Genomic DNA, 25,476 nt, shown 5'->3' with positions numbered 1-25,476 from the left:
ACCACGGCGCTGTGACAGGAGACGCCGAACCAGCCTCACGCAGCGGTGACGCGCAGGCAACATGACCGCAACCGGACGTTCGTACTGTGCGGGAATGACCAGTCCCGTCACCACACCTCGCCCCGCTGGAACCGGTCTCGACATCTCCGGCCTCGGCAAGACCTTCGAGATGGGTCGTCGGTCGGTGACCGCGCTGACCGACGTGTCCCTTCAAACCAGCGAAGGCTCTTTCCTGTCTCTGCTCGGGCCGTCCGGATGCGGGAAGTCCACCGTTCTTCGCATCCTTGCGGGCCTCGATAATCCGACGTCGGGAACGGCCCTTGTCAACGGGCAGTCGCCCGCCGAGTTACGCAAGCGCCGCGAACTCGGAATCGCCTTCCAGGATTCGGCTTTGCTGCCGTGGCGAACAGTGGCCTCCAACATCAAACTGCCCCTTCAGGTTGCCGGCATCGATCCCGACCCCGGACTGATAGCCGACCTGATCGCTCTCGTCGGCCTCGAAGGATTCGAGAAGGCCAAGCCCGCTCAATTGTCCGGCGGTATGCGTCAGCGTGTGTCGATCGCACGATCGCTCGTGGTCAAGCCGAGTGTCCTGCTACTCGACGAGCCTTTCGGCGCGCTGGACGACATGACCCGACAACGACTCAACATCGAATTGCTCAGGATCTGGACCGAGAAACCGGCGACCACGTTGATGGTGACTCACGGAATCGCCGAAGCCGTGTTCCTCTCCGACGTCGTTGCCGTCATGACGCCGCGGCCCGGACGCGTCCTCGAAGTCGTGCCGATCGACCTGCCGCGCCCGCGTACACCCGAGATGATGCGTACACCCGAGTTCCACGAGATCCACGACTACCTCTCCGGACTGCTCTTCGGAAAAGCAGGCGTCGCATGACAATTACCGATATCGAGAACGTCGCGACCGCGGCGGCGCAGCCATCTGTACCGCGCCGGATCCGATTTAGGCGTCCTACGTGGTTCGGCGGTGCAGTCGGTATCTGCGGACTGATCGTGCTCTGGTGGATTCTGGCGGCGGCCGGTGTTGCGGGAGGCACGATTCCGACGCCGTGGGTGGTTGTCTCGACGATGTTCGACGACGGTTGGTCGCTGTACGGACCCAATTTCACCGTCACGGCTTCCGGTGCGCTGCAGGGCTTTCTCTGGGGAAACCTGCTGGCGATAACGCTTGCCGTGCTTGTCGTTCTCATTCCGCCCATCGAGGGATTGGCCACACAACTGGCGATCCTGAGCTACTGCACACCGCTGTTGGCGCTTGGCCCGATCATCCTGGTCGTCTTCGGCGGCCGGACCCCCACAATCTTTCTCGCCGCAATGTACTGCTTCTTCACCACGATGGTCGGCACACTCGCCGGCCTGAGATCGGCCGACAAGACGAGCCTCGATCTCGTCGCCGCCTACGGCGGTGGGCGTTGGCAGAAGTTCACCAAAGTTCAACTTGTGAGCGCACTTCCGAGCACCTTTGCTGCCCTCAAGATTGCTGCACCTTCGGCCGTACTGGGTGCAATTCTCGGCGAGTATCTCGGCGGGGTGGACAGCGGGATCGGCGTCGCACTAACGGCCGCTCAGACGTCGTACAACGTCCCGCGAACGTGGGGAATGGCTATCGCCGCCGCCTTGCTCGCCGGTCTGGGGTACGCCGTCGTCGCAGCGATCGCCCGGCTCGTCACCCCGTGGACGAGCGCTCCGGGAGCACAGAAATGACCGCGGTACGAGGAACATTGAGATTCCTCGCCCCGATTGCCATCGCCTCGGCGCTGTTGCTTGTCATCTGGGTGGTCTTCCTCAACGCCTTCCCCCAGGTCGGCCCGCGTGTGGGAAAGACGCCGGCCGACGTCTGGGAGTACCTGTTCTCCGGCCCAAAATCCGCCGACGCTCGTTCGGGCATCATCGACAACCTGTTCATCACTCTGCGCGACGCCGGTGTCGGCTTTGCCGTCGGAATGACTGCCGCGCTCGTGGTGGCATCGATCTTCGTCGTTTCCCGCACTGTCGAACAGACTTTCATGCCCGTTGCAATGCTTCTACGATCTGTTCCTCTCGTTGCGATGACCCCGATCATCGTCCTGATATTCGGCCGCGGAATCGTGGGTGTGACGGTCATGGTTGCGATAGTGGTGTTCTTTCCGGCCCTGGTCATGATCATGGTCGGTCTGCGCGCCGCTCCAGCTCAGGCACAAGACCTCATCGCTGCGTACGGCGGGAGTCGTTGGACCGCATTGCGAATGGTGTCCGTACCGTCCGCACTTCCGGCGGTGTTCGCCGCCGCTAGGGTGTCAGTGCCCGGCGCTTTGATCGGAGCACTGATCGGCGAATGGCTCGGTAGCGGTCAAGGCTTGGGTTCGAGCATGATCAAAGCCATTCCGCGCTACCAGTACAACGAATTGTGGGCATCTATCGTGGTGATCACCGTGGTGTCGATCGTCCTCTACGCCGTGGTCGGGATCTTCGAAAGCATCGCTCTGTCTCGTTTCGGTCCTTCGGCGGGCAAGTCGTGACATCTGTTAACACGACCTCAACAAACTCTCTCTCCCAAGCAAACTGAACGAAACCGACTGGCCCTAGTGTTCCGATTCATGACGCCATTCAAGCCCGTCCGCCAGCTGGACCGCAGGGCCTTCTTCCGCTACTCCGCGCTGACCGGCATCGCAGTCGCCGGTAGTGCGTCATTGCTCGCGTGTAGCAGTGACTCCAGCAGTTCGAGTGGCGGAACCACGGACGACTGTTCCGAATTCGGAACAGTTGCAGTGCAGTTGTCCTGGATCAAGAACATCGAGTTCGCCGGCGAGTACTTCGCTCTCGACAAGGGGTACTACAAGGATGCCGGGTTCGGGAATGTCGACCTGGTGGCAGGTGGCGCAGCCGGTACCGGCGTCGAAGCCGGCTTGGACACCGGCAAGGTGTGGATCGGAATGTCCGCACCGCAGCTCACAGCCCCCGCTGTGCTCGACGGACTGGAGGCGAAGATCGTCGGGGCCACGTTCCAGAAGAATCCGTTTGCGATTGTCAGTTCCGCTGCGGCACCGATCAACTCACCGCAGGACATGATCGGCAAGAAGATCGGCGTCCAGGATTCCAATCAGCTCGTCTTCGGAGCTCTCCTGGCAGCAAACGGCCTGACCGAAAGCCAGATGACGATCGTGCCCGCGCAGTTCGATCCGAGCCCCCTGGCAAACGGCGAGGTGGACGGCTGGGTCTCCTACGTGACCAACGAGCCGATCACACTGGCCGCCAAAGGTTTCCCCAACGCCCACTTCCTCTTCGCGGACTACAACCTGCCGTTGGTCGCCGAATCGTTCACGGTTCTCCAGTCCACCATCGACAACGAGAGGGACAAACTCAAGGCATTCCTGAAGGCCGAGATCCAAGGATGGAAGGATGCGGTCGCCGATCCGGCAGAGTCGGCACGGCTTGCCGTCGAGGTCTACGGCAAGGACCAGAACCTCGAACTCGAAGAGCAGATCAAGGAAGCCACCGCACAGAATGATCTGGTGGTGTCGGCAGATACCAAAGCCAACGGGTTGTTCACGATGACACCCCAACTGATCGAACAGAACATCGCGGCACTGTCGAAAGCGGGGCTGGAGATTACGGCGGAGCAACTGTTCGACATGTCGATCCTCGAAGAGGTGTACGCCGAGAATCCGGAGCTGATCTGACTGCCGAGCGTCAGCGAACCTCCCGCGCGAGTACGCCCGAGATGAATAGCTGTACAAGGACCTCGGCCTTGTACCGGTCATCGGACCCAGCACCGATACAAAGGTTCCCGATGCCTTTGAGCACGTTGTACGCATCGACCCGCGAAGCAGTGCCAACGGACTCGAGCGCTGCCGCGAGGAGGGAGTCACATACCGGGACGAGGCGGTCGACGAAGTAGGTATGCAGAGCGTCGGACCCCGCGCTGTCTCCCTGCAGTGCACCGGCGAGCCCATGCTTGGTGACCAGGAACTCCACGAACAAAGCCACCCATGCCCGCAAAGCCGCCTCGGGCGTTGCACTCTCCGCGAGCATCTGTGGGCCCGCGTCCGCACACGCCTCGACTTGGTGTCGGTATACGGCGACCACCAACTCGGGACGCGTCGGGAAGTGGCGGTAGATCGTCCCCATGCCGACGCCGGCCTTCGCCGCAATCTCCCGCACCGGAGCGTCGACCCCGGACTCTACGAACACTGCTGCCGCCGCGTCGAGCAGCGCCTGCTCGCTCCGACGTGGGCGACCGACTTGCTTGGGAGACGCGACGCGCGACTGCTCGTCCTGCGCATCAGCCATGTGCACTCCTCGCTGACTCACGACATATGTTTGCATTACGGAACAACGCTCCGTAATGTTGCGGAGCGACGCTCCGATAAACAGTATCGCAGGGTACAGCCTCAGCAAGGAACTTGCCATGACCTCATCAATGATCGACACTCTGAACGGCATCATCGGCGCCGGCGCCCCGGTCGTCTCCGTTGCCCCCGTCGAGTTGTTCGCCCCCGATCGACCTGTCCCGCTGGAAGTACGTGTGTCTGCTCCGGCAGCAGGCACGAACCTCCCCGTTGTGGTGTTCTCCCACGGCAACGGCTGGAACCTCGATGGATACTCGCCACTCACGGCATTCTGGGCATCCCACGGATTCGTGGTGATCCAGCCGACACATCTGGACTCGCGCCGGAACGGTTTCGGGTTCGACCACCCGGTTTTCCCGACGATCTGGACCGAGAGGATCGCGGATCTCACACGCATCCTTGATCAGCTCGACACCATCGAATTTGCCGTGCCCGGGCTTGCCGGCCGCATCGACCGCAGTCGAGTTGCCGCCACTGGTCACTCCTGGGGCGGGCAAACCGCTCAGTCGCTCCTCGGAGCAAGGATCTTCGACGAGGCCGGCCAGGTCGGCCAGGACATGTCCGACAGTCGCGTCACCGCGGGAATCCTGTTCGCGGCAACCGGTCTCGGCGGCGAGAACCTGCATCCGTTCGCGCAGGCGAACTTCCCGTTCATGCGCCCCTCGTTCCAGGAACTGACGACGCCGACACTCGTCGTCGCGGGCGACCACGACCAGTCCAAGATGTCCAGCCGCGGACCTGACTGGTTCACCGACGCCTACACGCACAGCCCCGGAGCCACCGACCTCCTTTCCTTCTACGGTGCCGAGCACGCACTCGGCGGAATCGTCGGATACGAAGTCGCCGAGACCACTGACGAGAACCCAGAGCGGGTCGCCGCCATCCAACGGATGAGTACTGCCTACCTTCGGACCGCGTTGCGCATCGATGAGACCAGCTGGCCAGCGGCCCGGGCCGCATTCAGCGACAACGCCGACCCGATCGGCCGAGTCGACACCAAGTAATGCGGCAGTGATCCAACTTATTGGCCGAAGTTGAACCTGAGATTCGCATTTATCAAGGTGTTGAGCCGCTTTCGCATGCTGACAACCTCTGCCTCGGGCGGTATCGGATCGTCCAAGAAGAGCGTCCAACGCAGCATCGTGCTGTTTCCGACCGGCTCGATGTCGAATCGGATGACGGCGTCGGGGCGGTCCGGCCAGATCGACGACCAGATCACCAGCTCCGGTTCTTCAGCCCTGACGGTCTCCGGTGCGATCTCGCTCTCGAGAAGTTCCAGCCAGTGCCGGGCGGGCTGGCGGTACGGATCGATCAATGCCTCGAACATGAAGCGCGCAGGCGGCGGCTGGCTCCGGCGCCTCGTCGCGACTTGCTGCATGGCACGAGCGTAACCGCCTCTCAAGGGCATACCTCTGCCTTCGCAGTGCTGGATCCACGAAAACTGGGATAAACCGGGCATCGACGGAGGACACTCAGGAGCACATCCGTCTGGGAGGGCCGCTCATGCGTAAACGCCATCAGGTTCTGCTTGCAGTGTCCGCAGCGATCGGACTGTCGCTGACGCCGATCAATGCGTCGGCAACACCGAGCACGGGAGTACACGGAGAAATCCTCGGGCAGGTGACTTTCGACGGCAAGGACTACATCCTGCGCCAGATCACCATCGACCCCGGTGGTTCCACCGGTTGGCACTTCCACGACGGGACGCTCTACGCGCTGATTGCGCAGGGCACGTTGAGCCACTACCGATCCGATTGCTCCGTCGACGGGATCTACAGCGCCGGAAATACTTTGATCGAACCGAGCGGTTCAGATCATGTGCACATCGGAAACAACTCGCAGACAACACCATTGGTGCTCGAGGTCGTCTACGTCAATCCGGCGGGCAGCCCCCTCTCCGAAGATGCTGCGCCTCCTAACTGCCAACTACCCGGCTGACGGGGCAGAAGAGTTAAACCGCACCGGCATCGATTCGAGCCCGGACACGAAGTTGGCCGCACGCCGCTGCAACGGCGCGTCGGTGGCAAGTTCCATGTCCGGCAGCCTGGCGAAGAGTTGCTCGAACATGATCCGTCCCTCCAACCTGGCCAGCTGATTGCCCAGACAGAAATGAGTTCCGAAGCCGAAGGCCACGTGTGGATTCGGTGTGCGGCCGACATCGAACCGTTCGGCGTTCAGGAACACGGACTCGTCGAAATTTGCCGATTCGAAGAGCAGCAGCATCTTCTCACCTGCCTTCAGCTGCGCGCCGAAGAAATCGGTGTCACGGGTCAGGGTTCGAGCCATGTTCTTGATCGGCGAGGACCACCGCAGCATCTCCTCCATTGCCAAGGGAATGGCATCGGGATCGTCGACTAGCTCCCGGCGCTGGTCCGGATGGCGCAGTAGCTGTTCCATGCCGCCGCTGAGCACGTGCCGTGTGGTCTCGTCACCGCCGATCAGGATCAGCAGGGATTCGTTGACGATTTCCTGATCGGAGAGGGCTTCGCCGTCGACCGCACTGTGAATCAACGTGCTCACCAAATCGTCGGCCGGGTCGCTCCTCCGCTCGGCGATGGTTCGCATCATGTACGCGGTGAAATCGACGTACGCAACCATCATGGCCTGCAGTTGATCCTGGGAAGCGTTGCTTCCCAATGCCTTCACCAGATCGTCCGACCACCGCAGAAACAACGCGCGTTCCTCCGGACGGACACCCAACATGTCGCCGATGACGGCCATCGGCAGCGGTGCCGCCAGGTCTGCGACGAAGTCGGCTTCTCCTTTCTCACAGACGGCGTCGATCAGTTGATCGCAGATCTCCCGGATACGGCCGGCCTTGGCTTCGACCTTCTTACGTGTGAAACCCGCATTGACCAAGCGTCGACGTGTGAGGTGCTGCGGGTCGTCCATGTCGATCATCTGCGGCAATGGACCGGTTTCGGGGCGGATGCCACCGGCGTTGGAGAACAGTTCGGGATCCCGCTCGGCTGCGACGACGGCGTCGTAACTCGCGGCCGCGGTGATTCCGTTGGCGTCGTCTCGGTACACGGGCTCGTGATCGCGCATCCAGCCGTACGCGTCGCGCACATTGCCGAGGTCTCCGCTGTAGAAGCGTCCGTCGATCAAATCGAAGGTCGGTCTGGTAGCCATCACTCCACCTCTCGCACAACCCTTGCCTCAATAAGTAGAACCTGTTCCTATATAGCGTGGGGCGTTTTCACCGAAGCCGAACCGGAAAACCTCCAGAAGCAGCACGCGAGCCCGCCGGAGCAACGACCAGGAGACACGCATGGACGACGACACCGCCTCAGCGGCCATACCCACTTTCGCCGGCACATCGATACTGGTGACCGGCGGCGGTAGTGGCATCGGCCTGGGCATCGCTCGTTCGCTGGTTGCGTCCGGCGCTCACGTCACGATCTGCGGACGCAACAAGGAGAAACTCGAAGCTGCCGCCGAATCGATCCGTCAGTCGAGTCCGGAAGGATCGGTCAGCGCCTCTCCTACCGACGTCACGATCGAGGCAGACGTCGTCGCTGCTGTCGCCGCGGCGGTGTCCGTCACCGGAAAGCTCGACGGAGTCGTGGCCTGCGCCGGCGGGAACGAAACCATCGCACCGGTCACGCAACTCGACGTCGACGCCTGGCGCCGCACCGTCGACCTCAACGTCACGGGGACCATGCTGACGATCAAGCACGGCGCGCGGGCACTGGTGGCAGGAGGCGGTGGATCCATCGTCGCGATCTCGTCGATCGCCAGCAGCAACACACATCGCTGGTTCGGCGCGTACGGCGTCTCGAAGTCCGGCGTCGACCACCTGGTGCAATTGGCGGCAGACGAACTGGGCGCCAGCAGCATTCGTGTCAATGCGATCCGGCCGGGGCTGACCCGAACGGATCTGGTCGCGCTCATCACCGACGGTGGCCCCATCCTGGACGACTACCTGGCCAACACGCCGCTCGAACGCGTCGGCGAGGTCGAGGACGTCGCCGGACTCGCTTCTTTCCTACTCGGACCGCAATCCACCTGGATCACCGGGCAGATCATCAACGTCGACGGAGGCCAAATGCTGCGCCGCGGACCGGATTTCCGCTCGATGCTCGAACCCGTCTACGGCTCCGACGGACTCCGTGGGGTGGTAGCGCCATGAGCTACACGATTCTGGGCAAGAGGGTCGAGATGCCCGTCGAAGTTCGCACCGCGTCGGCCTTCATGGCGTTGTACTCGGTACCGAGCACAACCGCGCAGTCGATCATCGACTACACCGGCTTGACCGTGCTCCAGTACCGCCCCGGCCGGGCGCTGTGCGGCCTGGTTTTTGTCGACTACATCGACGGGGATCTGGGTCCGTACAACGAATTCGGAGTGACGTACATGGTGCGCAGCCACACTGCGCCTCCCGAAACCTCGGTGCTGGGAGATCTACGTTCGCTCGCTGCCGGAACTGCAGGGGCACTCATTCACGAGTTGCCGGTGGACGGAGAGTTCACCAAGGCCGCCGGCCGGGAAATCTGGGGATTCCCGAAGGTGCTCGCCGAGTTCGACACCGAGCACGTCGGCTCGGTCAAGCGCGGATCCGTCTCGCGCGACGGCAAACTCATCACACAGTTGAGTGTGAAATCCGGCGTCAGCGTGCCGGGCGGCGGAGCCAACATGTCGTTGGCCGCGTACTCACATCTCGACGGCGCCACCAGGTGCACGTCGTGGGACATGGCACCGACCGGCGTCAAATCTCGCCCTGGTGGAGCCGAGGTTCAACTGGGCAGTCACCCGATGGCGGCGGAGCTTCGGAAACTGGGACTCCCCCGCCGGGCCCTGATGACCACGACCATCAAGAACCTGGCGATGACGTTCGGGGAGGCCACAACAATCTGAGTGTCGGCCGACGGCACCCCTTTCGGTCACGTGTGACTCGGGCTACACTCCTGGACGGTTGACCAACTCGCGTCAGACCGCCCGAAAGGACACTCGTGCAGATCACCCGACGCACCGTACTGGCAGGCGCTGCCGCCGCACCTGCGCTCGCCGCTCTGTCGACGAACCAGGCCGTCGCAGCTTCGCCGGCACGCACCGTTTCACCCGCACGCACCGACAAGTCGTCGGCGTCACTGCAGGTGGGCGTCGGAATTTCCGACGTGACCGGACCGGTCGCCGAAGTCGGCATGATGGGCTACTCGAGCTTCGATCAACGCGCCGAAGGCCTGCACCAGCGAATGCGCGCACGCGCCTTCATCTTCGAGTCCGGCGGGTCGCGGGTCGCCTACGTGTGCGTCGACAACTGCATGATCTTCCAGTCCGTTCACGACGAGGTCCTGCGCCGACTGGCCGGGAGGTTCGGTGACATCTACGCCGAGCGCAACGTCATGTTGACGGCCATCCATTCACACGCGGCATGTGGTGGGGCCTCGCACAACTACGCGTACAACCTCGCAGTTCTCGGCTTCGAACTGCAGGTGTTCGAAGCCGAGGTCAACGGCATGGTCGAGGCGATCAGCGCTGCGCACGAGAACCTGGCGCCAGGCACGGTCCGTTTCGGGCGGTCCGATCTCACCGATGCCAGCGTCAACCGATCGCGAGTGGCGTTCGATCTCAATCCCGAAGAGGACAAGGCCTACTACCCCGGTGGCAACGACCACCACATGCGTGTCATGCGGATCAGTCGGGGCAGCAAGGACATCGGGGCGATCAACTGGTTCGCCACCCACTGCGCCTCGCTCACGAACGAGAACCATCTCATCTCCGGGGACAACAAGGGCGCCGCGGCGTACTTCTGGGAGCACGACGACCAGGGCGTGCGCTACCTCGACGGCGACACCAGCTTCATTGCTGCGTTTCCGCAGACCAACAGCGGCGACATGTCACCCAACCTCTTCCTCGAGCCCGGACGCGGACCGACCGAAGACGAATTCGAGAACGCACGCATCATCGGGCTGCGCCAGGTAGCGGCAGCTCGAACTGCCTTCGACGCGGCGTCCGACACCGTCACCGGTGGCGTCGACAGTCGGATCATGTACCTGGACATGGCAAATCAGGTGGTGAGCGGAAGATTCACCCCCGACGGACGCGAGCACCGCACCGCTCCGGCCGCGATCGGCGCGGCAATGAGCGCCGGAAGCGTCGAGGACGGACCGGCAATCCCGATCTTCCCCGAGGGCACCCGAAACCCCATGATCGACGCCCTGGGCGGTATGGATGCTCCTGTGCCTCAATGGCTTCAGGATGCACAGGCGCCCAAACTCGTAGTCGTTCCGGTCGGCCTGCTGCCACCGGGAGGATGGGTGCCGAACGTACTCAAGATCCAGATCCTGCGGATCGGTCAGTTCTACATCGTCGGTGGCCCTGCGGAATTCACCATCGTCTCCGGATTACGAGTGCGTCGAACCGTCGCCGAGGAGCTTGGGGTTCCCCTCGAGAACGTCATCTTCCAGGGATACGCGAACTCGTACTCGAGCTACTGCACCACACCACAGGAATACGATTCGCAGCAGTACGAGGGCGGTTCGACGATGTTCGGTCGTTACACACTGCCGGCCTATCAGCAGGGGTATGCCGCCCTTGCAGCCGCGATGCGCGACGGCACCGAACCTCCTCGCGGCCCCGCTCCGGCCGACCTGTCCGGGTTCCAACCCAGCTTCGGACCTGGCGTCGACTTCGACGAGCCCTTGCCGGGAACACAATTCGGCGACGCAACCGTCCAACCCGGCGACACCTCACCGGGTGGGCAGGTTGCCGTCGAGTTCGTCACCGGCCACCCCAAGAACGACACTCACCGAAACGGGACCTTCTACGAGATCCAGCGCAATACCGGCGGATCCTGGACACGGGTCGCCGACGACAACGACTGGTCCACCAAACTGCACTGGCGCCGGGTCGGGAGCAACGGTTCCGTCGTGCGCATCACGTGGGATGTTCCGGCCGATACTCCGGCGGGTACGTATCGAGTCCAACACTTCGGTGCGTCGAAGGCTCGGGGTAGCGGCGCGATCACGCCTTTCTCCGGGGTGACCGCCGAATTCCGTCTCACCTGACCCGCGTGAACGTATCGCTCCCCTTGTTGGACAAGGGGAGCGATACGTTCACGCGATGGGGTCAGAGCGCAATGGCCAGGTTCAGGCGGCGGTCGGGTACAGCGAGGTGCTCATCGTCGACTGCTCTGACGCTGCCGGGCGGTCGATCTTCGCCGCCACGAGCAAGACCAGCAGACCGGCGAGCGTGACTGCCGCTCCCATCCAGATCGGGGAGGTGAAGCCGAGTCCCGCGGCGATGGTGATTCCGCCCAGCCATGCCCCGAGTGCGTTGCCGACGTTGAAGGCGGCGATGTTGGCACCCGATGCCATGGTCGGTGCGGCCGACGCGTAGTTCATGATCCGCATCTGCAGACCGGGAACCGTCGCAAAACCGAAGGCGCCCATGAAGAACAGCGAGATCACGGTCATGACCTTGCTCTCCGCGGTGGCGGCGAACACGATCAGAACGACGGTCAGGATCGCGAGAATCCAGACCAGCGCCTTCGTGAGCGAACGGTCGGCCGCCTTGGCGCCGAGGAAGTTGCCGACGAACAGGCCCGAGCCGAAGAGGATGAGCAGCCACGGAACGCTGGACGTCGCGAAGCCGGTGACCTCGGTGAGGGTGAAGGCGATGTAGGTGAAGGCTCCGAACATTCCGCCGTAGCCGAGGATGGTGATGGCGATCGAGAGCCATACCTGCTTGTTGCGGAACGCCCCCAACTCTCCGCGCAATCCGCCGCCGGTCGTGCTGGCGGGTGTCGTCGGGACGAGTGCTGCAATTCCGATCAGGGCGATGACGCCGATGACGGTGATGGCCCAGAACGTCGAGCGCCATCCGAGTTGCTGGCCCAGCAGCGTACCGAACGGAACGCCGAGAACGTTGGCGATGGTCAGGCCCGCGAACATCATCGCGATGGCGCCGGCGCGCTTGTTGGGCGCGACCATGTCGGCGGCAACCACCGAGCCGATTCCGAAGAACGCACCGTGGCACAGCGCCGCGACGATGCGTCCGCCCATCATGACCTCGTAGGAGGGCGCGAGCGCGGACATCAGGTTGCCGATGATGAACAGCACCATGAGCGAGAGAAGGACCTTCTTGCGCTCGAAGCGGGTGACGGCAGCGGTAAGGAGGATCGCGCCGAGCGCCACCGACAGTGCGTAGCCCGAGATCAGGTAGCCCGCGACGGACTCGGTGACCTCGAAATCAGCCGAGACCTCGGGCAGGAGGCCCATGATGACAAATTCGGTGAGGCCGATCCCGAACCCGCCCATAGCGAGGGCAATGAGACCCAATGGCATCTCGATGTTCCTTTCACAGATTTACGCGTAAGCCGTTAGCGGGCGTGTGCATTAGTTGCAGGCGCGCTATAAATAGTTGCACGCGCGCGCTACATGCGCAAGCTGGTAACCTTGAGCGGCAGGAAACGGACAAGGAGAATCACATGGGGATCGCCGACGACGCCGTCGAAATCCGTTCGCAAGGGTGGCGCACGCTCGCAGCACTGCACGGCGCGCTCGACACCGAACTGGAACGCGCCCTCCAGCGTGAGCACAAACTGTCCGTCGTCGAATACACCGTGCTCGACGCACTGAGCCGCCAGGACGGCTGGCACATGCGCATGGCCCAGCTGGCCCGCGCTGCCGCACTGAGCAGCAGCGCCACGACGCGCTTGGTCAATCGACTCGAAGATCGAGGACTGCTGACGCGCATCCTGTGCGCCGACGACCGTCGAGGCATCTACACGGAGTTGACGCCGGCCGGCCGCGAGCTTCTCGAAAGCGCGCGGCCGACGCACGACGCCACCCTCGAGGCCGCGCTCGACGAGGCATGCAAGACACCCGAACTCGCGCCGTTGGTGCGCGCCCTCCACGAGCTTCCCGTCGGCTAGAAAGCTGCCGGAAGCAGGGCGCGCTCTTTGATGCCCGAGACCACCTGAGCGACAAACACACTCGCATCGACGACCACCCGCCCACCACGCGCGGGGACCAGAACGTCGACGGTGCCGCCGTGCACCTCGTTGTCTCCGATCACCGCGATGTACGGGTCACGGTGAGTGCGTGCCTCGCGGATGCGACGTCCCAACGATCCGTCAGGCGCGATCGCCACTCGAACATCGCGAGCCTCGAGATCGGCCCGCAAACGCTCGGCCTCAACCTGGTGCCGGTCGCCGACGGGCAGAATCGAGACTTGGTTGGGTGCCAGCCACGGCGGCATCCGCCCTTCGAACCTTTCGATCAAAAGCGCAGTCATGCGTTCCATCGATCCGAGCAAGCCCCGATGGATCATGACGGGGCGAGCCTTGGATCCGTCTTCTGCGGTGTACTCGAGGTCGAACCGCTCCGGTTGATTGAAGTCGAGTTGCACGGTCGAGAGTGTTTCCTCGCGGCCGTGCGCGTCTCGCACCTGGACGTCGATCTTGGGACCGTAGAACGCTGCCTCCCCCTTCGCTTCCACGTACTCGATCGAGCGTGCATTCAGCGCCCCGCGAAGGTGATCCTCGGCGTCCGCCCACTGCTCGTCGGTGCCGAGGTACTGCCCCTCTCCCCCTCTGATCGAGAGGCGGTACTTCCGTTCGGCAATCCCCAGAGTCGAGTAGCAGCGCTCGATCGCGTCGAGCGCGACGATCACTTCCGCTTGCACTTGTTCGCGACTACAGAAGACATGCGCGTCGTCGAGATTGATCTGTCTGACTCGACTCAATCCGCTGAGAACACCGGAGAGTTCGCTACGGAACATCGAGCCGAGTTCACGAACGCGGAAAGGTAGCTCGCGATAACTACGACCGCGAGCGGCGAATACCTGAGCGTGATGAGGACAGTTAGCCGGACGAAGGAGAAATGACTCTCCGCCTATCTTCATTTCGGGAAACATGTCGTCCGAGAACTTGGACCAATGCCCAGATCTCTCGTACAACTCTTTCTTCGCCATAACGGGGGTATAGACACCCCGGCATCCGGATCGCGCTGCTTGTTCGGCGGCGAGCTTCTCGAGTTCGTTCCTGATGATCGCGCCGTCCGGTAACCAGAGTGGGAGGCCGGCCCCGACGGTGGGGGTGGTGGCGAAAAACTCCAGGTCGCGCCCGAGTTCGCGGTGGTCAACGCTCATGAGAGGTCTCCAAATCGTTCAAGGGGAGACGCACACGGAGCGACGAAACAGGAAAGCCCCGGGGCGATAACTCCCGGGGCTGAAAGGGTTCGGTCAGCAGTTCCTAAACGATGCGCCGGAAGAGAACCGGCGTCGTCGTGTTGTGCGCAATACTGACCATGTACGTGAGGTTACATCAACTTCCGACCCACCTACAGCCCGAATTGTCGGGCCTCTATGCTGACGCAACTGGGAAGGCGCAGCAGTAGCCAACGAAACACCCACGAAGAGCGAAGTTTCGGCAATCATGTCCGAACGTGAGGTTCTCGGATATGAGGAGGATGTGCGACGGTGCCGGACCACTTGCTCGAACAGTTGATCACCATTCCTTTGTTCACCGGAATCATCGGGTACATCACCAATTGGTCGGGCGTCCTGATGCTGTTTGCGCCGATCAACTTCCACGGGATCAAAGTGCCCGGCCTCAAACTGCTCTTCCCGTTCCTCCCCCGACGCGTCCAGGTGATCCCCGCGATCACCAGCGACGGCAGATTCGGTTGGCAAGGCATCGTCCCCTCGCGGGCGGAGAAGATGGCGTCGATCGCCGTCGACAAATCCCTCGCGAAAGTCGGCAGCATCGCCGATTTCTATCGCGTCCTGGACCCGGACAGCATCGCCGAGCACTTGGTGAACATCTCCCGCAGTGAAGTGCGCGGCGTGGTCACCAGAATCATGACGGCCGAGAATCCTCAGCTCTGGCACAACCTTCCGACGTCGGTGAAGGAGGCCGTCTTCCGCAAGGTGGAGGACGATCTGCCGGCCAGCGTGCGCATGATCACCGACCGCATCGAAGAGGACATCGACGAGTTCATCGACGCGAAGCTGATGGTGATCCGCTACCTCTCCTCGCACCCCAAACTGCTCAACGACATCTTCCGCACGATGGGCAACAAAGAGCTCAGGTTCATGCAGAACTTCGGCTTCTACTTCGGGTTCCCGATGGGCTTCGTGCTCGTCGGAATCCTCCATCTGGTTCCGCAGTGGTGGGTGCTTCCCATCGGCGGTGTGATCATCGGATACATCGTGAACTACCTCGGCATCACCATGATCTTCGAGCCGATCACCCCCAACCGTTGGGTGCCGTGGAGGCAGGGGCTCTTCCTGAAGCGACGCACCGAGATCATCGCCGGGTACGCAAAAACCCTCGCCGATCACGTCGTGACGCTCGAGAACATCGGCACCGAACTCCTCGAAGGTCCCCGCTCGGACCGAACGCGGCGGATGCTCGATCAGGTACTGCGCGAATCCGTCGACGACGCAGCCGGCTGGGCAAAGTCGGTGGTCAAGATGACCGTCGGTTCGCAGAGCTACAAGCGTCTGCCCGGACTGGCCACCACCGAAGTGCTCGACCTGTACCCAAGGGTCTTCGAGGACGCGGAGTTCGCCGAGAACCAGTCGGAGAAGATTCGTGTCTTCGTCACCGAACGCATGAGCATCCTTTCACCGGAAGATTTCAGCGAACTACTACGCTCAGCCGTCAAGCAGGACGAGTGGCTGTTGTTCGTACACGGGGCCGTGCTGGGCTCGTTTGCCGGTTTCCTACACCTCGCAATATTCGGAGTATGAGCATGAGTGAGCACGACCATCGCATGATCGTCGAAGCGGAATCGTACGACTGGGCTGCGGACATCACGCCGGTCGAATCCGTCGAAAAGCGTCTGATCCGTAGCCTCGTCGGGCTGACCGCCACGACGACGCTCACGTCGATCAAGCTGACAGGGTGGGCTTTCGGAACGGCGAAGGAGGCGACGCGGCAGATCGTTCAGGCTGCCGCCGAAGCCGCGGCAGAGGCCGCTGAATCGGCCAATGTTCAATCCGAACGTCGGGCCGAGAACTCCAACGGAGACGGCTCGCGGACCGAGAACCTACGGGCAGCAATGGCAACTCGTACCAATCGCAAGCAGAGCGTGGAGGCCACTCTCGCGGCGCTGCGGGCACGTGGCGACAGGTTGCTGGATCGTTCCGCGGACGTGACCGATCGCGACGATCTGCACCCGGCTTACGACCGGATCCTCGACGAGATCGCACCAGACGAAGCTCGAATTCTTCGGTTGCTGGCCACCTCCGGCGCACAACCGAGCGTCGACGTGCGCACGGCGCGGCCGTTCGGAGTCGGCTCGGAGATGATCGACGAGGGTCTGTCGATGATCGGAGAACTGGCGGGATGTCGACATCTGGACCGCATCAGCGCCTACCTGAACAACCTGCATCGGCTCGGTTTGGTGGCGTTCTCACGCGAGCCCGTCGAGGCCGACCGGTACCAGGTGGTCGAGGTGCAGCCGTCGGTGATCGAGGCGGTCAAGCGCGCCGGGCGATCGAACAAGATAGTGCGTCGTAGCATCCTGTTGACGCCGTTCGGTGACGACTTCTGTCATACCTGTTTTTCTCTGTAGGGCCTCCGGCCCTGTGCGCCTTTTTGGTAGTTACCACTACCAAAAAGGCGCACAGGGGGCTTGCCCCCTACAGCCAGGTATCTTCTGTCGTGGTCGTCAGGAACGCTTCCAGATCGTCACGCCAGGTAGCCGGAACAGTCTTGTCCGGCTCGATACCCGTGTACTGCCCGCGATAGAAGAGCAGCGGGCGTTCGGTCTTGATCTCACTCATCGACGAAACCCGACCGAAGACGACGTAGTGATCGCCACCGTCGTGGACGGTTTCCACCGTGCAGTCGATGTGTGCAAGGGACTTGTCGATGATCGGCGAGCCCAGAGGCGATGGCGTCCAATCGATGCCCGCGAACTTGTCCGGCTCACGTGACCCGAAACGAGCACACACCGCCTGCTGTTCCTCCGCCAACACGTTGACGGCGAACTTACCGGTCCGCTCGATTGCCGCCCACGACCGAGAACCCTTGGTGGGGCAGAACAACACCAAAGGCGGGTCGAGTGACAGGGCCGCGAAAGACTGACATGCGAACCCGACAGGCTCACCGTCGTCGACTGTCGTGATGATGGTGATACCCGTGCAGAATTGCCCGAGAACCGTGCGGAACTGGCGTGGATCGATCGCCTGCTCCGCACTCACCGACGCGTCGGGCGAACTCACGGCTTCATTCCCACCGTGAAGTCGTGACCCCACAGGCTCACGGCCGTGCTTTCCCTCGCGATCCAGTTTTCGTCCTCGACCTCTAGCCCCTCACAACCGAATTCGATGTCGAACCCGCCTGGAGTCTTCATGTAGAACGAGAGCATCTCGTCGTTGACGTGGCGACCGAGAGTCGCCGACATCTTGACCTTCTTGCGCAGTGCCCGGTCGAGGCACAGTCCGACGTCGTCGGAGTTCTCCACTTCGAGCATCAGGTGCACGATGCCCGTCGGGTTGGGCAACGGCAGGAACGCCAAGCTGTGGTGACGCGGGTTGCAGCCGAGGAACCTCAGCCACGCCGGGTCGCCGTCCGCGGGCCGGCCGACCATCTGCGGAGGCAGACGCATCGAGTCGCGAAGCTTGAATCCGAGTACGTCGCGGTAGAACCGCAGCGAAGCATCGTCGTCATCGGTGGTGAGCACGACGTGGCCGAGGCCCTGCTCACCCGTCACGAACCTGTGCCCGTACGGGCTCACGATCCGGCGGTGTTCGAGAGCAGCTCCGTGGAACACCTCGAGGGAGTTGCCCGAGGTGTCCTCGAACGCGATCATCTCGACGACGCGACGGTCCTTGAGCTGCTCCGCCGTGCCTTCCTTGAACGGAACACCGGCTGCCGACAACCTGTCACGGATATCCTGCAGCTCAGCGGCATTCGCGGTTTCCCAACCCGAGACGAGCAGACGGTCCGTGTCGTTCGGAACGATGACAAGACGCGCCGGGAAGTCGTCCATACGCAGATACAGCGATTCCGCGTCGACGCCCTTGCCCTCGATCATTCCGAGGATCTTGAGTCCGTATTCGCGCCACGCAGCCATGTCGGTGGCCCCGATGCGCATGTACGCCAGAGATCGAATACCCATCATTTACCTCCGTCGAGCAGGAAGTCGGTTGCGAGCCGGTTGAATTCGTCGAACTTCTCGAGCTGCGCCCAGTGACCGCAACCGCCGAAGACGTGGAGCTGCGCGCGCGGGATCATCTTGAGCGCGACCAGTGCGCCGTCGAGAGGGTTGACCCGATCCTCACGGCCCCAGATCAGCAACACACGCTGACGAAGCTTGTACGCCTCGCGCCAGAGCATGCCGAGCTCGAAGTCACCGCTGGAGAAGGACTTACCCATCGCCTTGGCCGCAGCCAGCGACTCGGGAGTGCTGGCGGCAGCAAAACGTTCGTCGACGAGTTCCGGCGTGATCAGCTTCTGATCGAAGACCATGATCCGCAGGAATGCTTCGAGGTTTTCTCGGGTGGGCTGGTAGCTGAACTTTCCGAGGTTCTTGACGCCCTCGGTGGGGTCCGGCGCAAACAGGTTGACACTCAGACCGCCGGGGCCCATCAGAACGAGGCGACCCGCACGGTCCGGGTAGTCGAGCGCAAAGCGAACAGCAGCGCCACCACCGAGCGAATTGCCCAGCAGATCAACGCGACCGGTGATCTCGAGCGTGTCCAGGAGATCGTTGAGCGCCGACGCACTGTGAACGAAGTACTGCGGATGCTCCGTCGGCTTGTCGGACTGCCCGTAACCGGGCTGATCGACCGCGATGACGTGAAAGCTCTTCGCCAACACCGGAATGTTGCGGGCGAAGTTAGACCACGACGACGCGCCTGGGCCACCGCCGTGCAGCAGCACGATGGTCTTGTCGTTTCCGACGCCCGCCTCGTGGAAGTGCAGTTTCAGATCGGGGCGCACTTGCGCGAACCGTGAAGTGGACTCGTAGGTGAGGGCTTCTTCGGTGGTTGTCACTGAGCCTCCTCTAGACCATCGTGTCGGTGATCGGCAGACCGAATTCGCCGGTTCCGAACATGACGTACGCGCGTTCGGGATCGTTGGCGGCGTGGACGCGACCAGCGTGAGCATCGCGCCAGAAACGCTGAATAGGAGTGCCGTTCTGCAGCGCCGTGGCGCCGGAGTTCTCGAAGAGCTTGTCGATCGAGGCGATCGCGCGGCCCGTGGCGCGCACCTGGTCACGTCGAGCGCGCAGCCGCAGTTCCATCGGAACCTCTTCGCCCGCAAGGATCAACGCGTACTCGTCGGCGACGTTGCCGGAGAGCTGACGCCACGCGGCGTCGATGTCGCTGGATGCCTCGGCGATGCGCACCTTGGCAAACGGATCGTCCTTCGACTTCTCGCCGGCGAACGCAGCGCGAACACGCTTGCCCTGGTGCTCGACGTGCGCTTCGTAAGCTCCGTAAGCCATTCCGACGATCGGCGCCGAGATCGTGGTGGGGTGAATGGTTCCCCACGGCATCTTGTAGACCGGCGCGGTGTTGTTCTCGAGGCCCGGGGCGGTCAGTTCGCTCATCGCCCGGAAGCTCAGCACGCGATGCTTGGGAACAAAAACATCCTTGACCACAACGGTATTGGAGCCGGTTCCACGCAGGCCGACCACATTCCACACGTCGTCGATCTGGTAGTCCTCGCGAGGAATCAGGTAGCTCACGAAATCGACCGCGCGGCCGTCTTTGAACACCGGACCACCGAGAACGGCCCAGCTGGCGTGGTCACAACCCGAGGACCACGCCCACGCACCGTTGACCTTGTATCCGCCCTCGACTACTTCACCCATACCCATCGGGGCGTAAGAGGACGAGATGCGAACGTCAGTGTCGTTGCCCCACACGTCTTCCTGCGCCTGCTGAGAGAAGAGGGCGAGGTGCCAGTTGTGTACCCCGATGATCGAGGAGACCCACCCTGTGGAACCACACGCGCTGGCGATCTTCTTGACCGCGGAGTAGAACAGCACCGGATCGGCTTCGTATCCGCCCCACTGCTTCGGCTGCAGCAAGCGGAAGAAGCCTGTTTCCTGGAGAGCCTTGATGGACTCGTCGGGGATACGACGCAGATCCTCGGTCTCCTGTGCGCGCTCGCGCAGTGCCGGCAGTAGTGCGTCGAGCCTCTGCATCACCTCGTGGCTGTCATGGTTACCCACTTCGACGCTCCCGTCTTCCTCGATCGGTTGGTTCACTTACACTTGAGACTAGAACACGTTCTCTTTTCTGTCGAGACGCTGACAAAGGTCCCGTTTGTGGCCGCAATGCTGTAACAAGTGCCCCCAAAATCTGGCGGAACCGGATCGAGTTCTATAACGTGTTCTACTAACAGCTAGAAGGGATGTGAGGTCACAATGGCGCAGATTCGCGAGATCGACGTCGGAACGGTGCAAACTCGTTTCGCCCGCGGTTGGCACTGCCTGGGTCTACTGAAGACCTTCAAGGACGGCAAACCGCACGCGATCGAGGCTTTCGGTACGAAGCTCGTGGTGTTCGCCGACAGCAAGGGCGACATCAAAGTTCTCGACGGATACTGCCGTCATATGGGTGGTGACCTCACACAAGGCGAGGTCAAGGGCGATTCCATCGCCTGCCCCTTCCACGACTGGCGCTGGGGCGGCAACGGCAAGTGCACCGGCATTCCTTATGCCCGCCGCGTGCCTCCGCTCGCACGCACCCGCGCGTGGACGACCCTCGAGCAGAACGGTCAGCTCTTCGTCTGGAACGACCCCGAGGGCAATCCGCCGCCCGAAGAGATCGTGATTCCTCGTATCGAGGGCGCGTACAGCGACGAATGGACCGACTGGACCTGGAACTCCATGGTCATCGAGGGGTCCAACTGCCGCGAGATCATCGACAACGTGGTCGACATGGCGCACTTCTACTACATCCACTACGCCTTCCCGACGTACTTCAAGAACGTCTTCGAAGGTGAGATCGCCACTCAGTACCTCAACACCACGGGCCGTCCCGACATCGGAATGGCCTCCCAGTACGGCGGCGACACGCTGCTTCGCTCCGAAGCTGCGTATTACGGACCGTCGTACATGGTCAATCCCCTGTGGAACAGCTACAGCGGATACGAGGTCGAGAGTGTTCTGATCAACTGCCACTACCCGATCAGCCCGGACTCGTTCGTGCTGCAGTGGGGCGTGACGGTGAAGAAGCCGACGGGTGTCTCCGACGAGATGGCCGACAAGTTGGCCGGCAAGTTCACCGAGGGCATCAGCGAGGGATTCCTGCAGGACGTCGCGATCTGGAAGAACAAGACCAAGATCGAGAATCCCCTTCTCTGCGAAGAAGACGGCCCCGTCTACCAGCTACGACGCTGGTACGAGCAGTTCTACGTGGACAAGGCCGACGTCACCGAGAAGATGACGCAGCGCTTCGAGTTCGAGGTGGACACCACCAAGGCAAACGAAGCCTGGCACGCCGAGGTCGAGGAAAACCTCGCACGCCAGAAGGCCGAGAAGGAAGCTGCAGCAGAAGCGGCAAAGAAGGAAGCAGAGGTCTAGTCGTGAGCGCCTCGATCGGAACCGACGCACGGTGGGCTCGTTGGGCCAAGGCACCGGACTTTGCCGGGCAAACGGAACGGCTCGAGGCGATCGCGGCCCAGACGATCGAGGACAAGCACGAATACCTCGACTCGGGTCTGCAGGAAGTCGACTGCAAGGCATGCGGCGCGTGCGTACTGGTTCGCAAGAACACGTACAAACACACCAGCGTTCAGTGGACTTCCGACCCGGCGCTGCGTTGCCACACCTTCAAAGAGGCAATTGCTTCCGGGCAGTCGTCGGCATTGAAAGACGGATGCCCGAAACTGCACGACAGCATCGCCGACGCGGTTAGGGACGGCACCATCACGGTGCGTGATCCCGAGGTCAGCTGACCTGATTGTGCAGAACGAGGGCCGACCCACCACGGGTCGGCCCTCGTTTTACGTTCCAGCGCCTGCGCGTCCGTCAGGCAGGCGGTCGCACCTTTCGTGCAGCCACCGCGTAGACGTCGCTCGACGTGGTGAGAGAGTTCTTTCCGCTGGCCGCCGGCACTCCCCCGCGTAGATTCACGGCCCAGTTGAGCGCACCCAGCGGTCCACACCCGCTGGCTCCCGGCGCCGCAAACACCGCATCCGAATGTGGGACTGCCGGGAACACTGCACCGGGGAACTCACCGATAGGTTCCGACGGAGGGTTTCCGGTTGTGGTCAGGTGAAGGTTGATCGGATTCGAAACCGAACCGATGTAGCAATCGTCACCGAGCAAGGGATTAGACAGTTTCAATCGAACAGGCATGGTGAGTTCCTGCTCGAGAACCTTCAGATCCGGGACTCCCACCGATTCCACCGTCGCGCTGATCTGAGTCAGTCCCAGCGGAGTATCGATCCCGAGAGCACCTCCGGGTACCGAAATCGGATTGGAATAGACCCCGTTGGACCCGTCCGGCTTGGCGACGAACGTCTCGATGAAACTGTTGTCCGGCTGGGTCGCGTATTTCACTCCGCCCGCAACCTTGAGGCTTCCGTCCGGGATCGGCACCGAAAGTGCGCCCAATTTCATGGTCCCTCCGCGAACTACGACGCTGGCGCACGTCGTCACCTCGAGATCCTCGATCGGGCACGTGCCCCAACCGTCGAAGGTCAACGGATCAACCGCTGCCGCACCGGAGGAACCGAGCGATCCGCTGCCGGAAGACCCTGACGATGATTCGTCGGCAATTGCCACACCTGCCCCGGCCATGACAAATGTTGCAACTAGCGCGACTGTCGACATCACTCGAGATTTGTTGCGGCTCTTCATCTTCGAATTCCTCCACCGTTGACGGAAATTCACGAGAGCCACCCCCTGCGGATCGCACCTCGATCTACGCCCGGCACGCTACCGAGAAGTGAGACGCGGATTCACACATAACGACGATATTTCCCACCAAAGAACTACGGCGATCACGCTCGATCGAACTTCCGTCCTAGCCCGGAAACCGTATCGATCCTGTCGGCTCAGTTCGGTTCGACTGTGCCCGAACCGATGACCTGATCGAGGAACGGCCCGAACATCTCCCCCAGGTTCTCGGCGATCTGATCGGGGGTACCGAAAGACAACGTCACGTGACTGATCGCCAGACGCACTATCGTGCTGCCGAACATCTCGGCATGGATGCGGTCGACGTTCGCCCAACTGGTCATGAAGATCTCGGCCAACCTCGCGCTCGCATGTTCGAGCAGCGGAGTCCCGTCAGTGGTGACCAAGCTCAGCAGGTCGTGCTGCGGCCGGGGACCGACAATGCTGACCACCATCGGATCCCGGGCACCGGCGTCGAAGAAGGCACGGAAGGCTGCCGAGACCGCGCCCCGCGGATCCGAATGATGGAGCGTTACTTCGCGTTCCACCTCTTCGAGGAACTCGTCAACGAAACGGATGAGGTATCCGGACGCCAATCCCTGGCGGGACGTGAACTCCTTGTACAACGTCTGCCGGCTCATGCCCGCAGCTTCCGCGATATGCGCCATCGTGATGTCGTTCCACGATTTCTCGGTCAAGAGTTCGCGTGTGGCGTCGAGCGCTGACGCACGGAGGAGTTGACGAGCTGCCTCGTGGTACGGGACACGGGCACGAGCGGTGGACATATCGGGAAGATTTCCATCGCCCGTGCTCGGTGTCAAAACGGTGGACACGCAAGCCACAGAAGTCACGAGTGCACTCAGAGCACCGGTGAGGCGACAAGACCCGCCGCAAGTTCGGTCAGATCCCTGTTTGTATCGGCAAGTACGTCGGCGCTGATGTCCGGCGAGCGTTCGATAAGGGTTCGGACGGCGCGAATGTCCTTCGGCCGGCCCACGCTCACAGCACCGACGATATTTCCCTCGCGCATGCAGATCGCAGTGAAGTCATAGGAGTCCAAGTCTCCTCGAACAATCACGGTGTCGTCCGCGCCTGGCCAACCAGCTACTTGAATGTTGCGGCCGAATTGGTTCGACCAACTCCAAGGGACGGATTCGAAGGGTTCTTCCTTCCCGACGATGGTCTTGGCAACTGCAACTGCGTGGTCCTGCGCGGTGTTCCAGTGCTCACCACGGTGCATGCCGCCGAGAAAACCGTTGGGCACGTTGGCCACATCGCCGATCGCGTACACATCAACGACGGAGGTCCGGAGGTATCCGTCTACCGAAATCCCGTTGTCCACCGCAATACCCGCCGCAGCAGCCACATCGGTATCGGGCAAGGATCCGATTGCGACGACGGCCAAGTCCGCTGTCCACTCGCGTCCGTCACGCGCACGTGCGGCGACGCCGTCGGCACCCGTCGTGAGCGTCTCGAGGTCGACTCCCGTCTGCAAGGCGACGCCCGCCGAGGCGTGCAGCGCGGCGATCTTCTCCGCTATCGACGGTGGAAGCAGCCTGGACAGGGGCACCGGTTGCGCTTCGAGAACCTGCACACTGCAACCCAAGTCGCGTGCCGTTGACGCCACCTCCGATCCGATCAAGCCACCGCCGACCACCAATAGCGAGGATCCTTCGATCAGCTGGGATTGCAAGCGTCGCATGTCTGCGATATCCCGAAGATAGTGAACGCGCTCGGAATCTTCGTTCTCCAACCGTCGGGACCGTCCACCCGTGGCAAGAATCAGAACGTCGTAGTCGATGCTGTCACCGTCGGCTAAAAGTACTGTGCGGGAATCTGTGTCGATACTCGTGACAGTTGCGCCGATCCGAAGATCGATACCCTGCTCGTTCCAGAAAGTCGACGGCCGCAACCGAACCCGATCGAACGACGCTTTCCCGGACAGTAGCTCCTTCGACAGCGCCGGGCGGCGGTACGGCTCCTCAGGTTCGCTGCCGATCAGGATGATGCTGCCGCCGAACCCTTCCTTGCGCAGGGCCTGCGCGGCACCGGAACCGGCGATGCCCGTGCCCACGATCACGACGGTGCGTGTGTCGGGCTCGCTGACCGCTGTCATCAGCGGTCCACCTCCACCATTTCGAAATCGACTTTGGCGGCACCACAATCAGGGCAGGACCAGTCTTCGGGAATCTCGTCCCAGCGAGTACCCGGCTCGATACCGTCGTCGGGCCAGCCGATCGCTTCGTCGTATTCGAACCCGCACTGGAGGCAGCGGAACAATTTGTAAGCAGTGGCAGTCTCGGACATCGGTT

Annotated in this window: 27 protein-coding genes; 14 read left to right on the top strand and 13 right to left on the bottom strand. The window is 62.3% G+C overall.

What is annotated here, in order from left to right:
* The first annotated feature begins 61 nt into the window (after nt 1–61).
* The 4 genes from RhoBH5_RS12275 to RhoBH5_RS12260 all read left to right on the top strand — a co-directional run bounded on the left by RhoBH5_RS12275 (nt 62) and on the right by RhoBH5_RS12260 (nt 3,677).
* Nucleotides 62–895 carry an ABC transporter ATP-binding protein gene (locus RhoBH5_RS12275; protein ID WP_063315026.1) on the top strand — a complete coding sequence of 278 codons (834 nt, stop codon included), beginning with the start codon at nt 62–64 and terminating at the stop codon, nt 893–895.
* A complete protein-coding gene (locus RhoBH5_RS12270) occupies nt 892–1,722 on the top strand; it encodes an ABC transporter permease (RefSeq protein WP_063315027.1) in 831 nt (276 codons plus the stop codon). Before RhoBH5_RS12275 ends, RhoBH5_RS12270 begins: the two co-directional genes overlap by 4 nt.
* Nucleotides 1,719–2,516: an ABC transporter permease gene (locus RhoBH5_RS12265; RefSeq protein WP_003945590.1), complete on the top strand. Its 798-nt coding sequence runs from the start codon at nt 1,719–1,721 to the stop codon at nt 2,514–2,516. The genes RhoBH5_RS12270 and RhoBH5_RS12265 overlap by 4 nt, the downstream gene beginning before the upstream one ends.
* Nucleotides 2,517–2,594: 78 nt before the next feature.
* Complete coding sequence (locus tag RhoBH5_RS12260) at nt 2,595–3,677, top strand: ABC transporter substrate-binding protein (RefSeq protein ID WP_270008358.1); 1,083 nt, start codon at nt 2,595–2,597, stop codon at nt 3,675–3,677.
* 10 nt (nt 3,678–3,687) lie between these two features.
* Here RhoBH5_RS12260 and RhoBH5_RS12255 read toward each other — a convergent pair whose 3' ends face one another.
* Nucleotides 3,688–4,287 carry a TetR/AcrR family transcriptional regulator gene (locus RhoBH5_RS12255; protein WP_031332839.1) on the bottom strand — a complete coding sequence of 200 codons (600 nt, stop codon included), beginning with the start codon at nt 4,285–4,287 and terminating at the stop codon, nt 3,688–3,690.
* A 118-nt stretch (nt 4,288–4,405) separates the two neighbouring features.
* On the opposite strand from RhoBH5_RS12255, the gene RhoBH5_RS12250 reads away from it, so the two are divergent.
* Nucleotides 4,406–5,350 (top strand): alpha/beta hydrolase family protein, encoded by a 945-nt coding sequence (locus tag RhoBH5_RS12250; RefSeq protein WP_081557356.1) that lies wholly within the window; start codon nt 4,406–4,408, stop codon nt 5,348–5,350.
* A 17-nt stretch (nt 5,351–5,367) separates the two neighbouring features.
* Here RhoBH5_RS12250 and RhoBH5_RS12245 read toward each other — a convergent pair whose 3' ends face one another.
* Nucleotides 5,368–5,724 carry a hypothetical protein gene (locus tag RhoBH5_RS12245; RefSeq protein WP_270008357.1) on the bottom strand — a complete coding sequence of 119 codons (357 nt, stop codon included), beginning with the start codon at nt 5,722–5,724 and terminating at the stop codon, nt 5,368–5,370.
* Nucleotides 5,725–5,849: 125 nt separating this feature from the next.
* Between RhoBH5_RS12245 and RhoBH5_RS12240 the strand changes: the two genes are divergently transcribed.
* Entirely contained in the window at nt 5,850–6,284 is a 435-nt protein-coding gene (locus RhoBH5_RS12240; RefSeq protein ID WP_003945598.1) for a cupin, read from the top strand.
* Here RhoBH5_RS12240 and RhoBH5_RS12235 read toward each other — a convergent pair.
* Complete coding sequence (locus RhoBH5_RS12235) at nt 6,273–7,478, bottom strand: cytochrome P450 (RefSeq protein ID WP_270008356.1); 1,206 nt, start codon at nt 7,476–7,478, stop codon at nt 6,273–6,275. The two genes, RhoBH5_RS12240 and RhoBH5_RS12235, sit on opposite strands and share 12 nt — an antisense overlap.
* Nucleotides 7,479–7,617: 139 nt before the next feature.
* On the opposite strand from RhoBH5_RS12235, the gene RhoBH5_RS12230 reads away from it, so the two are divergent.
* From RhoBH5_RS12230 to RhoBH5_RS12220, 3 genes are all read left to right on the top strand, one after another.
* Nucleotides 7,618–8,478, top strand: coding sequence for an SDR family oxidoreductase (locus RhoBH5_RS12230; RefSeq protein WP_270008355.1), 861 nt, complete (start codon nt 7,618–7,620; stop codon nt 8,476–8,478).
* Nucleotides 8,475–9,203: an acetoacetate decarboxylase family protein gene (locus RhoBH5_RS12225; RefSeq protein WP_042920495.1), complete on the top strand. Its 729-nt coding sequence runs from the start codon at nt 8,475–8,477 to the stop codon at nt 9,201–9,203. The genes RhoBH5_RS12230 and RhoBH5_RS12225 overlap by 4 nt, the downstream gene beginning before the upstream one ends.
* A gap of 95 nt (nt 9,204–9,298) precedes the next feature.
* A complete protein-coding gene (locus RhoBH5_RS12220) occupies nt 9,299–11,356 on the top strand; it encodes a neutral/alkaline ceramidase (protein WP_020906162.1) in 2,058 nt (685 codons plus the stop codon).
* 81 nt (nt 11,357–11,437) lie between these two features.
* Here RhoBH5_RS12220 and RhoBH5_RS12215 read toward each other — a convergent pair whose 3' ends face one another.
* Nucleotides 11,438–12,634 (bottom strand): MFS transporter, encoded by a 1,197-nt coding sequence (locus RhoBH5_RS12215; RefSeq protein ID WP_270008354.1) that lies wholly within the window; start codon nt 12,632–12,634, stop codon nt 11,438–11,440.
* Nucleotides 12,635–12,777: 143 nt separating this feature from the next.
* Between RhoBH5_RS12215 and RhoBH5_RS12210 the strand changes: the two genes are divergently transcribed.
* On the top strand, nt 12,778–13,224 hold the full coding sequence (locus RhoBH5_RS12210) for a MarR family winged helix-turn-helix transcriptional regulator (RefSeq protein WP_003945852.1): 447 nt from the start codon (nt 12,778–12,780) through the stop codon (nt 13,222–13,224).
* On the opposite strand, the gene thrS is transcribed toward RhoBH5_RS12210, so the two are convergent.
* Entirely contained in the window at nt 13,221–14,441 is a 1,221-nt protein-coding gene (thrS, locus tag RhoBH5_RS12205; protein WP_270008353.1) for a threonine--tRNA ligase, read from the bottom strand. The two genes, RhoBH5_RS12210 and thrS, sit on opposite strands and share 4 nt — an antisense overlap.
* Nucleotides 14,442–14,771: 330 nt before the next feature.
* Here thrS and RhoBH5_RS12200 point away from each other — a divergent pair, with 330 nt between their 5' ends.
* Together RhoBH5_RS12200 and RhoBH5_RS12195 are read left to right on the top strand one after the other, a co-directional pair.
* Entirely contained in the window at nt 14,772–16,046 is a 1,275-nt protein-coding gene (locus RhoBH5_RS12200) for a DUF445 domain-containing protein (RefSeq protein ID WP_003945674.1), read from the top strand.
* A 2-nt stretch (nt 16,047–16,048) separates the two neighbouring features.
* Nucleotides 16,049–16,873, top strand: coding sequence for an Abi-alpha family protein (locus RhoBH5_RS12195; RefSeq protein ID WP_003945623.1), 825 nt, complete (start codon nt 16,049–16,051; stop codon nt 16,871–16,873).
* 67 nt (nt 16,874–16,940) lie between these two features.
* Here RhoBH5_RS12195 and hsaB read toward each other — a convergent pair whose 3' ends face one another.
* From hsaB to hsaA, 4 genes are read right to left on the bottom strand one after another with little or no spacing between them, the layout of a single operon-like run.
* The gene (gene hsaB / locus RhoBH5_RS12190; protein WP_003945677.1) at nt 16,941–17,525 is read right to left on the bottom strand and encodes a 3-hydroxy-9,10-secoandrosta-1,3,5(10)-triene-9,17-dione monooxygenase reductase subunit; all 585 of its coding nucleotides are present in this window, start codon (nt 17,523–17,525) and stop codon (nt 16,941–16,943) included.
* Nucleotides 17,522–18,424 (bottom strand): iron-dependent extradiol dioxygenase HsaC, encoded by a 903-nt coding sequence (hsaC, locus tag RhoBH5_RS12185; RefSeq protein WP_003945585.1) that lies wholly within the window; start codon nt 18,422–18,424, stop codon nt 17,522–17,524. Before hsaC ends, hsaB begins: the two co-directional genes overlap by 4 nt.
* Complete coding sequence (gene hsaD / locus RhoBH5_RS12180; protein ID WP_003945808.1) at nt 18,424–19,302, bottom strand: 4,5:9,10-diseco-3-hydroxy-5,9,17-trioxoandrosta-1(10),2-diene-4-oate hydrolase; 879 nt, start codon at nt 19,300–19,302, stop codon at nt 18,424–18,426. The genes hsaC and hsaD overlap by 1 nt, the downstream gene beginning before the upstream one ends.
* A gap of 10 nt (nt 19,303–19,312) precedes the next feature.
* Complete coding sequence (gene hsaA / locus RhoBH5_RS12175) at nt 19,313–20,488, bottom strand: 3-hydroxy-9,10-secoandrosta-1,3,5(10)-triene-9,17-dione monooxygenase oxygenase subunit (protein ID WP_039973406.1); 1,176 nt, start codon at nt 20,486–20,488, stop codon at nt 19,313–19,315.
* 195 nt (nt 20,489–20,683) lie between these two features.
* Here hsaA and RhoBH5_RS12170 point away from each other — a divergent pair, with 195 nt between their 5' ends.
* Together RhoBH5_RS12170 and RhoBH5_RS12165 are read left to right on the top strand one after the other, a co-directional pair.
* Complete coding sequence (locus RhoBH5_RS12170) at nt 20,684–21,844, top strand: Rieske 2Fe-2S domain-containing protein (RefSeq protein ID WP_003945847.1); 1,161 nt, start codon at nt 20,684–20,686, stop codon at nt 21,842–21,844.
* A gap of 2 nt (nt 21,845–21,846) precedes the next feature.
* Nucleotides 21,847–22,218: a hypothetical protein gene (locus tag RhoBH5_RS12165; protein ID WP_003945499.1), complete on the top strand. Its 372-nt coding sequence runs from the start codon at nt 21,847–21,849 to the stop codon at nt 22,216–22,218.
* A gap of 73 nt (nt 22,219–22,291) precedes the next feature.
* Here RhoBH5_RS12165 and RhoBH5_RS12160 read toward each other — a convergent pair whose 3' ends face one another.
* The 4 genes from RhoBH5_RS12160 to RhoBH5_RS12145 form a co-directional block, all read right to left on the bottom strand.
* The gene (locus tag RhoBH5_RS12160) at nt 22,292–23,125 is read right to left on the bottom strand and encodes a hypothetical protein (protein ID WP_069146974.1); all 834 of its coding nucleotides are present in this window, start codon (nt 23,123–23,125) and stop codon (nt 22,292–22,294) included.
* 197 nt (nt 23,126–23,322) lie between these two features.
* Entirely contained in the window at nt 23,323–23,949 is a 627-nt protein-coding gene (locus RhoBH5_RS12155; protein ID WP_007734097.1) for a TetR/AcrR family transcriptional regulator, read from the bottom strand.
* A gap of 74 nt (nt 23,950–24,023) precedes the next feature.
* Entirely contained in the window at nt 24,024–25,280 is a 1,257-nt protein-coding gene (locus RhoBH5_RS12150; RefSeq protein ID WP_221741620.1) for an NAD(P)/FAD-dependent oxidoreductase, read from the bottom strand.
* Nucleotides 25,280–25,471, bottom strand: coding sequence for a rubredoxin (locus tag RhoBH5_RS12145; protein WP_007734094.1), 192 nt, complete (start codon nt 25,469–25,471; stop codon nt 25,280–25,282). Before RhoBH5_RS12145 ends, RhoBH5_RS12150 begins: the two co-directional genes overlap by 1 nt.
* Between the last annotated feature and the right edge of the window lie 5 nt (nt 25,472–25,476).

It is taken from the genome of Rhodococcus sp. BH5 (assembly GCF_027583855.1).
Taxonomy (GTDB): Bacteria; Actinomycetota; Actinomycetes; order Mycobacteriales; family Mycobacteriaceae; genus Rhodococcus_F; species Rhodococcus_F qingshengii.
The sequence above is the reverse complement of the archived record's forward strand: the minus strand, read 5'-3'. Positions and strand labels throughout refer to the sequence as shown.